General features: G+C 68.9%; 9 protein-coding genes. 3 read left to right on the top strand and 6 right to left on the bottom strand.

Going from position 1 to position 13,954, the window contains the following annotated elements:
• Window positions 1-28 precede the first annotated feature (28 nt).
• From ACIHA7_RS13325 to ACIHA7_RS13315, 3 genes are all read right to left on the bottom strand, one after another.
• Window positions 29-4,570 (bottom strand): hypothetical protein, encoded by a 4,542-nt coding sequence (locus ACIHA7_RS13325; RefSeq protein WP_397288989.1) that lies wholly within the window; start codon window positions 4,568-4,570, stop codon window positions 29-31.
• Window positions 4,571-4,759: 189 nt separating this feature from the next.
• Entirely contained in the window at window positions 4,760-5,095 is a 336-nt protein-coding gene (locus ACIHA7_RS13320; RefSeq protein WP_397288987.1) for a hypothetical protein, read from the bottom strand.
• 236 nt (window positions 5,096-5,331) lie between these two features.
• Window positions 5,332-6,690, bottom strand: a complete 1,359-nt coding sequence (locus tag ACIHA7_RS13315; RefSeq protein WP_397288985.1) for a flavin monoamine oxidase family protein — start codon at window positions 6,688-6,690, stop codon at window positions 5,332-5,334.
• A 237-nt stretch (window positions 6,691-6,927) separates the two neighbouring features.
• On the opposite strand from ACIHA7_RS13315, the gene ACIHA7_RS13310 reads away from it, so the two are divergent.
• Entirely contained in the window at window positions 6,928-8,289 is a 1,362-nt protein-coding gene (locus tag ACIHA7_RS13310) for a DUF2252 domain-containing protein (RefSeq protein WP_397288983.1), read from the top strand.
• 4 nt (window positions 8,290-8,293) lie between these two features.
• On the opposite strand, the gene ACIHA7_RS13305 is transcribed toward ACIHA7_RS13310, so the two are convergent.
• Window positions 8,294-8,794, bottom strand: coding sequence for a CGNR zinc finger domain-containing protein (locus ACIHA7_RS13305; RefSeq protein WP_397288981.1), 501 nt, complete (start codon window positions 8,792-8,794; stop codon window positions 8,294-8,296).
• A 277-nt stretch (window positions 8,795-9,071) separates the two neighbouring features.
• On the opposite strand from ACIHA7_RS13305, the gene ACIHA7_RS13300 reads away from it, so the two are divergent.
• Together ACIHA7_RS13300 and ACIHA7_RS13295 are read left to right on the top strand one after the other, a co-directional pair.
• Entirely contained in the window at window positions 9,072-10,328 is a 1,257-nt protein-coding gene (locus ACIHA7_RS13300) for a hypothetical protein (protein WP_397288979.1), read from the top strand.
• Between the two features lie 185 nt (window positions 10,329-10,513).
• A complete protein-coding gene (locus ACIHA7_RS13295) occupies window positions 10,514-11,809 on the top strand; it encodes a hypothetical protein (RefSeq protein ID WP_397288977.1) in 1,296 nt (431 codons plus the stop codon).
• A gap of 130 nt (window positions 11,810-11,939) precedes the next feature.
• Here the strand turns inward: ACIHA7_RS13295 and ACIHA7_RS13290 are convergent, their stop codons facing one another.
• Complete coding sequence (locus ACIHA7_RS13290; RefSeq protein ID WP_397288975.1) at window positions 11,940-13,037, bottom strand: CSLREA domain-containing protein; 1,098 nt, start codon at window positions 13,035-13,037, stop codon at window positions 11,940-11,942.
• 161 nt (window positions 13,038-13,198) lie between these two features.
• Window positions 13,199-13,927 carry an NIPSNAP family protein gene (locus ACIHA7_RS13285; protein WP_397288973.1) on the bottom strand — a complete coding sequence of 243 codons (729 nt, stop codon included), beginning with the start codon at window positions 13,925-13,927 and terminating at the stop codon, window positions 13,199-13,201.
• Between the last annotated feature and the right edge of the window lie 27 nt (window positions 13,928-13,954).

Below are 13,954 nucleotides of genomic sequence, written 5' to 3'. Positions count from 1 at the left end.
CGAAGTGATTGACACTGCAGGTGTTTCGTCACAGCGAAACGCTGACGAGCCGCGCGGCGCGGTCGTGCGCCACCGCTTCGGCAGCCCCCTTTCCGGAGTAGGGCAGGTCGGCGAACGCGACCGGCGTCGGCGCCGGTTCGCTCGGCAATGGGGCGAGCAGCTGCTGCAACGAGGCCGCCAGTTGCTCCAGGCTCGGGTCGTCGGGAATGTCGTCGAGGAACTGCGTTCCGGTCGCCGCTGCCCCGCCGCCCCAAGCACCAAGCGGCCCATTGCGATCCAGCGCGGCCCGGATGGCGGAGATGATGCCGACTCGCGCTCCCGGCGTGAGCAGCACCGCGATCGCGACGGCCAGCGCCACCGCCGCCGCGGCCCCGAGCGCGGCGAGCGGCGCACCGATCAGCCCCGCGAGCCCGACCAACGGTGCGGCGACCAACGCCGCCACACCCAGTGCGGCAAAGGGAGCCAGCGCGGCGGCGACCGCCGCAGCCAACGCACCACCGAGCAGCAACTTCGGGATCTCGATCAGCGCGAACAGCCCCAGCGCCGCCAACGGCAGCCCGACCACCGCGGCCAATGCCCCACCGGCGAGCAACACCGGAAGCGCAAGCAACGCAAGCGCACCCACGACGGCCAGCGGAACACCGACCAACGCAGCCAGCCCGGCCAACGCACCACCGGCCAGCAGCACCGGAAGCGCAAGCAACGCAAGCGCACCCACCGCCGCGAGCGGAACACCGACCAGCGCGACCAGCCCAGCCAACGCACCACCGGCCAGCAGCACCGGAAGCGCAAGCAACGCAAGGGCACCGAGGGCGAGTGGCAGGCAGACAAGAAGCTTCACCGCGATGAAGGCGGCGGCGAGGGCGGCCAATCCACCGCCGATCACCAGCACCGGCACGCCGACCAGCGCAGCCAGGGCCGCTCCGGCGAGCAGGACCGGGATGGCGATTGCCGCGAGCGGGATGCCAACGGCTGCGACCAGTGCGCCACCGATCAGGAGTACCGGAAGCGCTAGCAGCGCAAAGGCACCCACCGCGGCGAGCGGCACGCCGATCAGGGCGGCCAAGCCGATCAGGGCACCACCGATCAGCACGACCGGCAGCGCCAGCAAGGCCAGCGCACCGAGTGCGGCGAGTGGCACGCCGATCACCGCGGCCAAGGCACCGCCGATCAACAGCACCGGCAGCGCGTGCAGGGCGAGGGCGCCGACCGCGGCCAGGGCCAGCAGCGGGACGATCAGCAGCAAGGCCAGCGGGGCGCCGATCGCGAGAGCGCCGAGCACCGCGATCGCGAGGGCCGTCGCCCCGGCGACCGCACCTGCCACGAAGGTCGCGGCCAGCGCGGCCAGCCCCGCCAACGCGAGCAACGGCACCGCGACCAGAGCGAGCAGCGCAAGCACCGGCAGCGCGAGCACCGCGATCACCGGAATGGCCACGGCGGCAAGCGCACCGAGCGCGGCGAGCCCCAGCACCGGCAGCGCGATTACGGCCAGCACCGGCAGCGCGACCACAGCCAGCGCACCCAGTGCGGCCAAGCCCAGCACCGGAACAGCGAGCAGGGCGAGCACCGGGAGCGCGAGCAGCGCCAGCGCACCGAGTCCGGCCAGCGCGGCCAGCGGTGCCAGTACCGCCGCGACGACGCCGAGCGTGGCGAAGTCGATCAGCAGACTGCCGACGACCAGCGTGACCGCGAGCGCCGTCGTGACGGCAACCACCGAGACCCCGATCAGCGCGGCCAGCGCGGGCAACCCGACCAGTCCGAACAGACCGATGCCGACCGCGAGCGCCGCAACCACCACACCCGCAACGAGCACCGGCGACCACACCGCGAGCAAGGCGAGCGCGATGATCGGCGACAGCGCCGTCGACACCACCACCGCGAACGGCCCGAAGATCAGGAACGGCAGTGTCAGTATCGCGGCGAGCGCCAACCCGACCACCGCGACCGCCGCGGTGGCCGGCACCGCCGCCACCGCGAGCACGGCGGCAATCAGCCCGCCCGCCACCAGGATCGCGCCGAGGCCGGCCCCGCCGACCGCGATGGTCGCGATCGCCAGCACCGCCATGATCGCGAAGGCCGCGGCCGCCAGCGGCACGGAGACCAACAGCAGCGGCGGGAACAGCGCCGAAGCCGCCAGGAACACCCCGAGCGCCAGCACACCGAAGAACATCCACGCGCCGACCAGCCCGAGCCCGAGCGCCGCGACGAACCCGCCGAGCAGCGTGCTCACCACTGCCACCGTGCCGATGGTCGCCAGCGTGCCGAGCAGCACCCCGCCGAACAGCAGCGGTAGCGCGATCAGCGCGAGCGGCGGATTGATCACGATCAGCGCCAACGCCGCGACACCGAGCATCACGAACGACAGCGCCGAGACCACCAGCCCACCGGCGAACACCGTGGCGACCGCGGCCAGCGCGAACGCCAGCAGGCCGAGCACGATGGCGCCGCCGCCGAGCCAGGTCGCCACCGTGAACGCCGCGGCAACCACACCGATCCCGGCGCCCGTGATGATCGAGAAGGCCAGTGCGGCAACCAAGATCAGCGGGATCGCGTAGGGCATGGTGACCATGAACGCGAGCGTCGCGACGAGGGTCGCGGCGGCCAGTGCGGTGATCGCCAGCAGCGCCGTCCCGGTCAGCGCGAACACCGAGAACGCGATCAATCCGAACCCGCCGAACAGCACCGCCAGCCCCAGCGCCGCCGGAATGGCGACCAGGCCGATGAACAGCAGCGGAGCCAGCAGCGGCCCGAGCACCGGGACGGCGAAGACCAGCGCGATGGTGGCGATCAATCCGCCGACCACGGCGAGCGCGACACCCACCGCACCGAGCGCCGCGAACAGGATGCCCGCGGCGGACAATCCCGCCCAGAACACTGCCGCGGCAACGAGCTGAATCGCGGTCGCCACCACGGCGAGCGCGAGCAGCACGGTCACCGCGGCACCGCCGGCCACCGAGAGGACAAGCAAGCCGGCGAGTGCCACCACGGCCAGGATCGCGCCGCCCGCGAGGCCGACCGCGCCGAACGCCACCAGCGCGACGGCCGCGAGCGCGATCAGTATCGGAATGGCGATGAGCCCGAAGGGGGTGAGCAGCGAAAGCAGCCCGACGCCGACAACCAGTGCGGCGGTGGCGAGTCCGGCTACCCCGAGCACACCGAAGAACGCGACGGCGGTAGCGATCAGGCTGACGACCAGGAAGGCGAGCGCACCGGTGAACAGCAACGGCGCAACCACCAATCCGAGCACCGGCACGAAGACGGTGGCCAGCAGCGCGGCCGCGGTCAGCACGGCGAAGCCGACGACACTCAGCGCCAGACCGGCCGCCAAAGCGACTATGGCAAGGGCGATGCCGCCGACAATGGCCACCGCGATCGCGGCGATACCACCCACGAGGATGACCGGCGCCAGCACCGAGAACGCGACGATCGCGACCGGAATCGCGATGATCAGCACCGGAATCGCGATCACCGCGAGGACGACCAGCACCGGGATCGCCAGTACCGCGAGGACAAGCCCACCGATGACCAGCGCGCCGATCGCCAACGGCGCCAACAGGATCGCGCCGAGTACCACCGCGCCGAGGGTGAGTACGGCGGCGACCCCGATCCCGCCCGCGAACAGCAACGGCACCACCGCGAACAGCGCGATCACCGGCAACGCGAGCAGCGGCAGCGCCGCGGGCTGCCTGGCGTCGGACACCAGCCCGCGCACGGCGTAGCGGATTTGGGTGAATACCGCGCCGATCGCGGCGGCCGGGTTCGACGCCAAGGCGAGCAGCGGTGCGAGGAATGCGAGCACCGGCGCGAGGCCCGCCAGTTGCGGCGCGAACAGGCCGATGACCGGCGCGGCGATTGCGAGCAGTCCGGGCGGGAGTTGCTGGACAGCAGGATTCTGTTGTCCCACAGTCGGAGTGAGCAGATCACGCAGGCCCTGGACCGGGTCGGGTCCGTCCTTGGGGAAGCCGAAGAGGGTGCGCGCCTGGTCGATCAGGTCGTCGATGGCCGGGGTCGCGCTGCTGCGCCGGGTGCCGGCCAGCTCGGTCGCCTGCTGCACGAAGGCGAGCAGGTCGTTGACCGGGCCGCGCATCGGGCCGTCGGGGAAGGTCTTGTCCGCCCAGGTGGCCAGCTGATCGAGCTGCATGCCAGAACCGGCGATTTGCGCGACGGTAGCGGCGAGGTCGGCCACCGGCGCGGGGACGCGGCCTGCCACCTCCGAAACGACCGCACCTGGTGCATTTTGGCCGCCCTGCGCCCCTTGGCCACCCCACGACGGTTCGGGTGCCGGGCCCCCGCCACCTAGATAGGTGTCGATCGCCGAGTTCACCTGGTCGCCGAACGGAGTGTTCGCACTGGCCGCGCCCGCGGCACCCAGTGCGTTGTTCAGCGCCTCCTGCTGCCCCGGATCGAGCACCTGTCCCGCCACGTCACCGGCGCCGGACAGCACGCCGTTCAAATCGGCGGGCGGTGCGGGCAACTCGATGTCGGCCGAGGCGTGACCCGCACCGATCATGGCGGTCGCCATGGAGGCGAAAGTCGCGGCGGCATACATGCCGCGCCGAGATTTCTGCACAGTCTTGCGGTGCCGTGCCGAAGCTTTGGTTTCTCTTTGACGATCCTTCGTGACTACGCGCATTATTGGAGCCTCTCCGTGAACCCGTCCCGAGGGACGTGCCGGTTACGATGCGCCCTTGGCCCTGTCGTAGTGCGTTTCGCGGGCTCCGGCGCGAAGGCGATATCGGGGAAACAAGCCCCGCCCGGATCAGACCGGACCGGTTTCGGCCGGGGCGCAATTGGCCCTGGACCAGCCACCATCCGGTCCGATGGTGGCGCCGATATGGGTGTGCGGCATGCCGAGTAGGTCGCGACAGCGAATGAAGGCGTGCTCGCCGACTCCGGAACCGGGGTCGCAGGTCACCGTCAGTTCATTGGGAACCGAGGCGTCCGTGGTGCAACCGGGCAGATCCGGATCCGCGGCCGCTGAGCCGGGTCCGGCGAACCACCCGCCGACCAGCACTGTGCACAACACCAACACCGCGGCCGGGAACATGCGGCTGGGCCACATCACCCTTTGCTGAAGGTTTGCTGAATGTGCCATGCGCTCCATGGTTCGCGCACGCCGGAATCTCAGTCAACATAACGGAGATCACTATTCGGCATTTCCCGAGGTCGAATCCGCCTTTTTCGATCCGGGAATCGCGGGGCGCGTCAGAGAAGCGTAAACAGATATGTACGGGCAATATCAATCGATCTATCATTCCCGCCCCGAACTGGACAGGTGCCCAGTCGACTCGGACGGCTGAAATCCCCGAGCTGACATGGAAATTGGTGCGGCTATTCCCGTAGAGCAGCGGCACCGTCGGTCGCGAGTACCTCGGCCGCGGCGCGTTCGCCGGACCGGATAGCACCCTCGATATAACCCGCCCATTCCATCGCGGTTTCACTCCCCGCCCAATGAATAGCGCCGATCGGCTGACGCAGCGCCGAACCGATGCTGGTCAGCACACCGGGCGGGAAGAACGCACCGTACCCGCCCCGGGCATAGGGATCGTCGGCCCAGACCTTCTCCCGCCAGTCGATCGGATCGCGGGCCGCACGACCGAAGGCGCGAACGAGCGAACCGACAATCATGGTCCGGCGTTCCTCGGCGGAGAGCGCGGCCAGCCGATGCGCGGCCCGGCCGGGGACCAGAGCGCCCAGCACACCGGGACCGCCGGGGCGGGTGGCGTCGAAGGTGATCGGGACCGGATCGTGCAGGTTCAGCGCCTGGCCGGTGAGTCGATCGTCGCGCCAGAAGGGTCGCTCGTAGACGGCGAACGCCTTCAGCACCGACCCCATCGGCATCCGCTGGGTCAGGTGGTCGCGGGCGGCGGGCAGCGGCGGGTCGTAGCCGATCCGCCCGGCCAGCGCGGGCGGCAGTGCGACGATCACCTGCCCCGCGCGCACCTCACCGAACTCACCGCACACCGAAAGACCCTCCGCCACTTGCCGAATCGAGGTGACCGGGGCGTTCAGCCGCAGTGCTGAGCCGAGCTCGGCGGCGATCGCGCGGGCCGGGCCGTCGGCACCGTCGACGAACAAGCGGGTGACCGTCTCGGCCGTCACGCCCGCCTCGACGCCGCCCGCGGCGCGGATGGTGGTCAGCAGGGCGAGCATCGAGACGCTGCCGACGTCGACGCACAGTTCCTCGCCGACCATCACCTCGGCGATGTGCCTGGCCCGCCGCTCGGGCAGGTTGCGGCGCAGCCAGGTCGCCGCGGTCATCGCGTCGAGCCGGTCGGCACCGGGGGTGGTCCACGGCCTGGCGAGGTCGATGCGCGCCGCGAGCCGCTCGATACGCCACATGGCCTGCGCGAGGACGACGAGGACGAGCGGCGGCAGCGGCGGGCGTGCCCCGCGGAACGGTCGCCGGGCGGCGCCCTCGACCAGCAGATTCGCGCCGTCCGACGGTGCGGGGTAGGTGTCCGCGCCGTACTCCTGCGCCAGCGCGGCGAACCTGGTGTGGGCGCCGGAGATCCATTGGGCGCCGAGGTCTACCGCCCATTCACCCGCGATCCGGTCGGTCGATGCCCGGCCACCGGCGCGTCCGGCGGCCTCGAGCACGACAACCGCGCGGCCCCCCGCCCGTACCGCCCGCGCCGCCGCCAATCCCGCATATCCGGCACCGACGACAACCACGTCCGTGTGGTCCATGCCGGCCTCCCGTCGCTCCACCGCCATTGGACACCACTGTTGATCACAGTCCGCCGATGCGCAACCGCTCGGTGCCCCTGGCATCGAACCCGCTTGCCGCGCCGCCGATCCGGTCGTGAACCGCACTCGAAGCAGGCCACTCGACAGTCGGCCGCGCTTGGCACCTCGCTCCAGATTTGCCGGGGAAACTCGTGTCAGATTTGCTCGCTGGTTGCCATCCAGTGACAAACTGGCACGATGGCGGAAACCTTGGCGATTGTGGAACCAGGCGCGGCCGAGCTGGGGCGGCGGGCGCGCAAGCGGGTCGGACGGCGGGCGCTGGGGATATGGGAGCCGCCGGCTGATCGGGCGGACCCGATCAGTGTGCTCGAACGCCAGGCCGCAACCCGAGTACCCGAGCTGGTACCCATCCGTTACGCCCGGATGGCGGCCGGGCAGTTCCCGTTCCTGCGTGGCGCGCCCGCGATCATGGCCGCCGATCTGGCCGCCTCCCCCAACACCGGGCTGACCGTGCAACTGTGCGGTGACGCGCATCTGTCCAACTTCGGTCTGTTCGCCTCGCCGGAACGCGCACTGGTCTTCGACCTCAACGACTTCGACGAGACCTTGCCCGGTCCCTTCGAATGGGACGTCAAACGGCTGGCGGCCAGCGTCGCGGTGGCCGCACGGGCCAACGGGTTCGCCGACGCCGACGCCGAGACCGCGGTCGCCGCAGCGGCCCGCTCCTATCGGGAGGCGATGATCCGGCTGGCCGAGCTCGGCGAGCTGGCCGTCTGGTACGAAAAGATCGACGCCGACCAATTGACGGCGCTGGCCCGGAAACCCAAGCGCCGCAAGGGCGTCGAGCAAGCGCTCGCCGAGGCGCGGACCCGGACCAACCTGCAGGCACTGACGAAGCTGACCGAGCCGGACGCCGACGGGGTCCCGCGCATCCGGCACCGCCCACCGCTGCTGATCCCGATCGGGCAGTTCGACGCCGACCTGATCCAGCGGGTGTTCGCCGACTATCGCCGCAGCGTGGCCGAGGAGCGCCGGGTGCTGCTCGACCGGCACGAGATGCTGGATCTGGCGGTCAAGGTGGTCGGCGTCGGCAGCGTCGGCACCCGCTGCTTCGTCGCCCTGCTGGCCGGGCGGATGACCAAGAGCCCACTGTTCCTGCAGGTGAAGGAGGCCGAACAGTCGGTGCTCGCGCCGCACACCGCGGCGAGCAGGTTCCGCAATCAGGGACACCGGGTGGTGCACGGGCAGCGGCTCATTCAAGCCGCCAGCGACATCTTCCTCGGCTGGGCGACCGGCGCGGACGGGCGGCATTACTACTGGCGCCAACTGCGCGACATGAAGGGCTCCGCGGACATCGAGGACATGTCGCGTTCGTACCTGCGCGACTATGCGGCCCTGTGCGGGCGCGCCCTCGCCCGCGCGCACGCTCGCTCCGGCGACCGCGTGGCCATCGCCGCCTACCTGGGCTCGAGCGACACCTTCGACCGCGTGATGATCGACTTCGCGGTCGCCTATGCCGACCAGACCCGGCACGACCACCGAGCGTTGCGCAGCGCCATCGACGCAGGCCGCGTCGTGGCGGCGAAGAAGGCGTACTGAACGCTCAGGCCGATTGCCGCGAGCGATGCTCGGCCACGTGCACCCGGTTCGAGCAGCGCGTCGAGCAGAAGCGCCGTCTTCCGTTGCGTGAGGTGTCGACGAAGACCTCGGCGCATCCGGCACGGGCGCAGCGGCCGATGCGATGCGGGTCGGCGCAGAACAGCGCGGCGAGGCCGACGGCGGTGTAGGCCTTGACGCGTTCGTCGACGGGTGCGGTCTCCTGCGCGAAGTGCAGGTGCGGCGCTCGACCGTCGTGCGTCGAGATATAGGGCTGACTGGTCGTTTTGGCGAGCAACGCGTTGAGCCGCGCCACGGACGGATCGTCGAATACCGCGGCGAGTTCCACGATCCACCGGCGCAGCTCGGCGGTCTGCGCGGGCGTGACGGTACCGAGTGGTTTGTAGCCGGAGTCGGCGAGTAATTCCCGCAGATCTCGGTCTCGACCCGCGTTCACCAGCCGGACGGCGAGTTCGGCCGCAGCGCCACCGTAAGGGTTGAAGTGCACTGAGTCATTACAGCAGGCTGGATGCATGGACCTGACCTGCCCCTCCTGTTTCTGGCCGACGCCGATGCTGGTATCCGCCCACGGATACGTCCGCTACCTGCGCTGCGTCTGCGGGCAGTGGTTGATCGCCGAGCATGGTCTCGTTGTGGCAACGACCGGAAACAGCTCGTTCGGTATGCGCGATACACCACATAGAGGCGATGACCCCGAAAGACCGTGCAGTGCCCGGCATTCGAGCTAGCCTCGATGGGCAGTCTCATGTGGAGGGTATTTCGACATGACCACGGCTACCGTCATCCGGCCGTTGGCACCGAGCGAAGAGATCTTCGCCGGCAGTGAGGTCCTCGTCGGCTACTCGATGCGACTGTTCGGTCGGTTGAATTTAGCCGCGCTCTCCGCTGCCTACGAGGCGGTGGTGCGCGCCTACCCCGCGTTCGGCGCCCACCTCGAGGCCAACGGACGCGGCCACGTCATCGTCGAATCACCGCACAGCACACCGGAATTCACCGTCGTCGACGGAGATCCCGAACTGTTGCTCAGCGGCGCTCGGTTGGACCAGCGCACGGCCCTTGCCGCGCTGTGCGTGGTGCGCGACGGCGACAGCACCGGGGTCACGCTGGTGACCCACCACAGCATCGCGGACGCCTGCCACTCGCTGGCCGTGCTCGCCGAGTTATGGTCCTGCTACACCGAAGTCAGCGATGGACGCACGCCCATGCTGGAACCACACCGGTTTCCGGACGCGGTGGAGGACCTGCTGCTCGCCCGATGCGTCGAGAAGATGTCCGGACTTCCGGTGTCGGCTCGATCGTTGGTGGTCCCCGCAGCACCCCGCGTCGTCGCGCCCGTGACGGCCGACGATTCCTACCTGCTGCCACTGACCGCACGCTGCCGCCTGACCAAGCAGGAGACCAGCGCACTCGCCGACCTCGCGCACCGCGAAGGAACGACAATCAATGGATTGGCCTCGGCCGCAATCCTGCTCACCGAGGCCGAACTGCGCGAGCTGCCGCTGACCGAGCTCAGTTACACCTACTCCGTGGACCTGCGCAACCGGGTCTCGCCCGCGATCGGCTTCACCGAAGGAACGAACGTTCTCGGATTCGCCGACTTCGTCCCCACCGTCGGCGCCGGGACCACACTGGTCGAACTGGGCCGTGCCATCAGCGACGGCCTGCGCTGCGGGCTGGCGACCGGCGTCGTGCAGCAGACACCGCTACACATCCCCGATATCGCGTCCGGCCCCCCGCCGCGCGCGCCAGGCATCGTGCTCGCCACCAACTGGGGGCGCATCGACCGGCCGCGACTACCCGACGGGCTGCGGATCGACGACTTTCGCACGGTCATGATCGCGAAGCCGGACAAGGCCGGGCATCGACTACAGCAGCCCAGCGGCACCATCATCATCAGCACGTTCGATGACCAGTTGAGCATCGAGATCCACCACCCGGTGGAGACGACCGCGCAGCAGCGGCGACGGGTGCGGTTGCTAGCCGCGCACCTCGACGCGGTCAGCGAAGTCGGCGCCGCTTGAGGTTTTCCACGCCGACCCGACACAGAGTCGGCACCACTCGAGCACTTCGCACCGCGATACCGCACAGAGGCGGCGGGGAATCGGTCTCGGTTCGCTGAACGGATCACTATTTGCTCCGACCTGCCAGTAGGCGGTTTGATCGTCCCTCGGCACTCGTCCACTCGGTATCGGTGAAGGGGAGCTCTATGACCACGTCGACTGCTATCCGCCCACTGGCTCCGAGCGAGCAGATGTTCGCGGGCGCGGAAATCTATGTCGGGTACGCCGTCCAGGTCTCGGGACGGTTGGATCTGGCGGCCTTGTCGTCGGCTTACCAAGCCACCGTGCGGGCCTATCCGGTGCTGGGGGCCGGGCTGGAACCGGCCGAGGGAGGTAACCACATCTTGGTGTCCTCGACGGGCGTCGCACCCGAGATCTCGGTGGTCGACGGCGATCCGGAGCGGCTGCTTGTCGATCCGGCGTTCGATCAGCGCCTGGCGCTCAGCGCGCTGCGCGTGGTCCGTGACGGCGATACCGCGAGCGTGACACTGCTGACGCACCACAGCGTGGCGGACGCCTACCACTCTTTGGCCGTGCTCGCTCAATTGTGGTCCTGCTACACCGATGTGGTCGCCGGGCAACCCGTCGAACGGGACGTGCACCCGTATCCGCAGTCCGTGGAGGAACTACTTGCCGCGCGCGGGATCGAGAAAGTGGCGGACCCGGACGCCGCGCAGCAGAAGCCGGTCGGCGCCGCGGCACCCGACTCCGCTGCGGTCCATGCCACCGAACCTGCTATGCCCGAGACTGTTTCGGCGGATTCCGGTTTCGTTTCACTGCGCACCACCCGATGCCACCTCGCACCCGCGGAGACCGCTGAACTGGTCGAGTTGGGGCATCGGGAGGGAGTAACGATCAATGGGCTGGTGTCGGCGGCAATCATGCTCGGCGAAGCCGAGGTGCTCGGACTTTCGCTGACGGACATCCTGCTCACCTACCCGGTCGACCTGCGCAGCCGGATCACGCCGCCGGTCGGCTTGACCGAGGGCACCAATGTGCTCGGGTTCGCCAACCATCTGTCGACCGAGAACACCGGACTGCTCGACCTTGCTCGCGATATCTGCGAGTCGCTACGGTCGGGCCTGGCCTCCGGAACCGTGCAGCGGACCTCGCTGCACATGCCCGAGACGGCCGGCGAATGGGCGCTTGCGCCGGGCATGGTCATCGTCACGAACTGGGGGCGGGTACCTATTCTTCGTGCGCCGGATGACTTGTGTATCAATGACTTCCGCTCTACCTTGACCGCGCGAGGGGACCGGGCCGGCGGACAGGACCCCGAGGCACCCGTCTACATCGTCAGCACCTTCGGCGGCCGATTGAGTATCGAGCTCCACCACCCGGAAGCGACTACCGCACAACAGCAACGCCGTATCGACGCCGTCACTGCGAAGCTGCGCGGCGCTGTCGCAGCACGGACCGACTCGACCCGGCGCAGCGGCTGATCAGGAGGAGCCCGCGGTGGCGCCGGAGACGAGCATCGACATCACCCAGGCGAAGCCTTGACCGAGTACCGTCATCCAGTCGCCTACATTGAACGAACCCATCACGGATTCCCTTCTGGTTGTGCGGGTTTCAGCGCATGCCCGCATCCGGGCGCACCTCGTCGCCGGTCGCGGTCAGGTCACAGGAGTGGTCGTTGCTGGTGTTGGCGCCGGTGGACAGGATGACGGCGAACACCTTTTTGCAGTTCTGTTCGCCGAGTCCCGCGGTGTTCTGCGCGATGGTGGAGCCGCGCAGGATCAGCTTGCCCATACCCGGATTGACGACATCGGTGAACTGGTACGGCAGGCTGTCCAGGTAGGCGGGGGCGATATTGATGCCGCCGCCACCCTCGTCGGCGCTGTTGCGCAGGACGAAGGAGTCGATGAGCACCACCTCGCCGACCCCTCGGATGTCGAGTCCGCCGCCGCGGCCTGCGAATCCGCCGAACCGGTACCACTTGGTGCGCGGGTTGACGACATGATTGTCGGTGATCTCGGTACGGGTGAAGGTGCAGGTGTTGTCGCAGCGGACACCGCCCGCTTCCCCCGCCGCGTTCGCGGTGATGATGCTGTCGGTGACCTTCATGTCGGCAACCGGGATGTTGAAGATGCCGCCGCCGTAATCGGCGGCGTTCCCGGTCACCGTGACGTGATCGAGAATCAGCTTGCCGGAGTTGGCGATTCCGCCACCGCCGGTCTCGAACAGCGGGATCTCGTGTTCGGCGGCGTTACCGCCGGTGATGGTCAGCCCAGCGAGGGCGACCCGCGCGGTGGTCAGCATGACGCGATCGCGGTGACCGGCATCGATGACGGTGCGGTCCTGACCCGCGCCCTCGATGGTGGTGTCGGCGGTGACGTCGAGGTCGCCGGTGGCCGGATCGATGAAGGGGCCGTTGGTATTCCAGAAATTCGGCGGGATGGTCAGCACATAGCGGCCTTCGGGCACCCGAATGGTGCTGCCCGGCCGGACATTCGCGGCCTGCACGGCGGCGCGCAAGGTGCACTCCCCCGCGTCGGTGCGGCACCGCCCCTCGAATGGATCCGCCGCCGCACCGTCGGCCGTGGTCGTCACGGTGAACACCTCGGGCGACGGCCCCGCCGAGCCGGTCTGAGCCGCCGCACGGTCCGGTATTCCGCACAGCGTGCCGAGGAATACGACACCGATCATCGATATCGACGAGATCTTCATCCGACCAACCACTCTCGGCACGACTACTCAGGTCGACAGTGCGTTCACGGCACTGTCTCAGTCATTTCGGTTCTAACAGAACCGAAACCCGCACCGTGGTGGGTCCGGCAGTTCCTTCGCTATTGCACAATCGCGCTGAGCATGTCGACGAAGCCGGCCGATCAGCGCAGCATCGAGCGCGCCGTCGGCGCGAGACGCAGCTGCTCGGGCGGGCCGGACAGGCGTTCGGCCAACTCCGGCTGCACTTTCGTGTGCCATACCTCGGTGGTGGCCAGCTGATCGAGGTGGGCGGTGCGGCGGTCGGCGCTGTCGAAACGAGCGAACCAGACGAAGACGTTCTCTGCTCGAATAGGCAGCGGCGCAAAGGTGTTCGGCGTGGGATCGGTCAGGTAGCAGGCGATCGGCGACGCCCCGGTTGCCGCGAGCACCGGTCGCACTCTGGTGTCGAAGAATTCGGCGAACTCCTCGTTCGGCGTATCGAGGTAGTAGATGGTGGCCAGCATCCGTGACTCCGGCAGGTCGGTCGCGCGCGCCTCGGGGCGGGTGCCCGAAACCACGAAACCGGAACTCGCCGAGGCGGGCTGCAGCAACAACGCATCGGTGGTGTCGACCATCGTCGCGCGCGCCGCGGGGGCGTGCGTCCGCCACACTTCTCCTTCTATATAGAAAGCGGTCAGCGCAGCACCGCGGGCAGCCATATCGGGAAAGGCGCGCAGCCAGACGAACCGATCCGGGTCGTCCTCGTCGCGGAATTGCGCCACGATGCGCATGCCGACGGCTTCCTGGGTCTCCACGAGTTCCCGGTCGAACAGTTCGATCAGCACGTCCCGCGTCCCGGGGCGCAGGGTGTACTGCCTGAGTTCGACCACCGGCCAGATATTTTCGGTCATCGGATCACGGTGCCACCGCGCACCGAC

The organism is Nocardia sp. NPDC052316 (genome assembly GCF_044547795.1).
Taxonomy (GTDB): Bacteria; Actinomycetota; Actinomycetes; order Mycobacteriales; family Mycobacteriaceae; genus Nocardia.
This window is presented reverse-complemented; position numbering and strand designations above follow the sequence as displayed.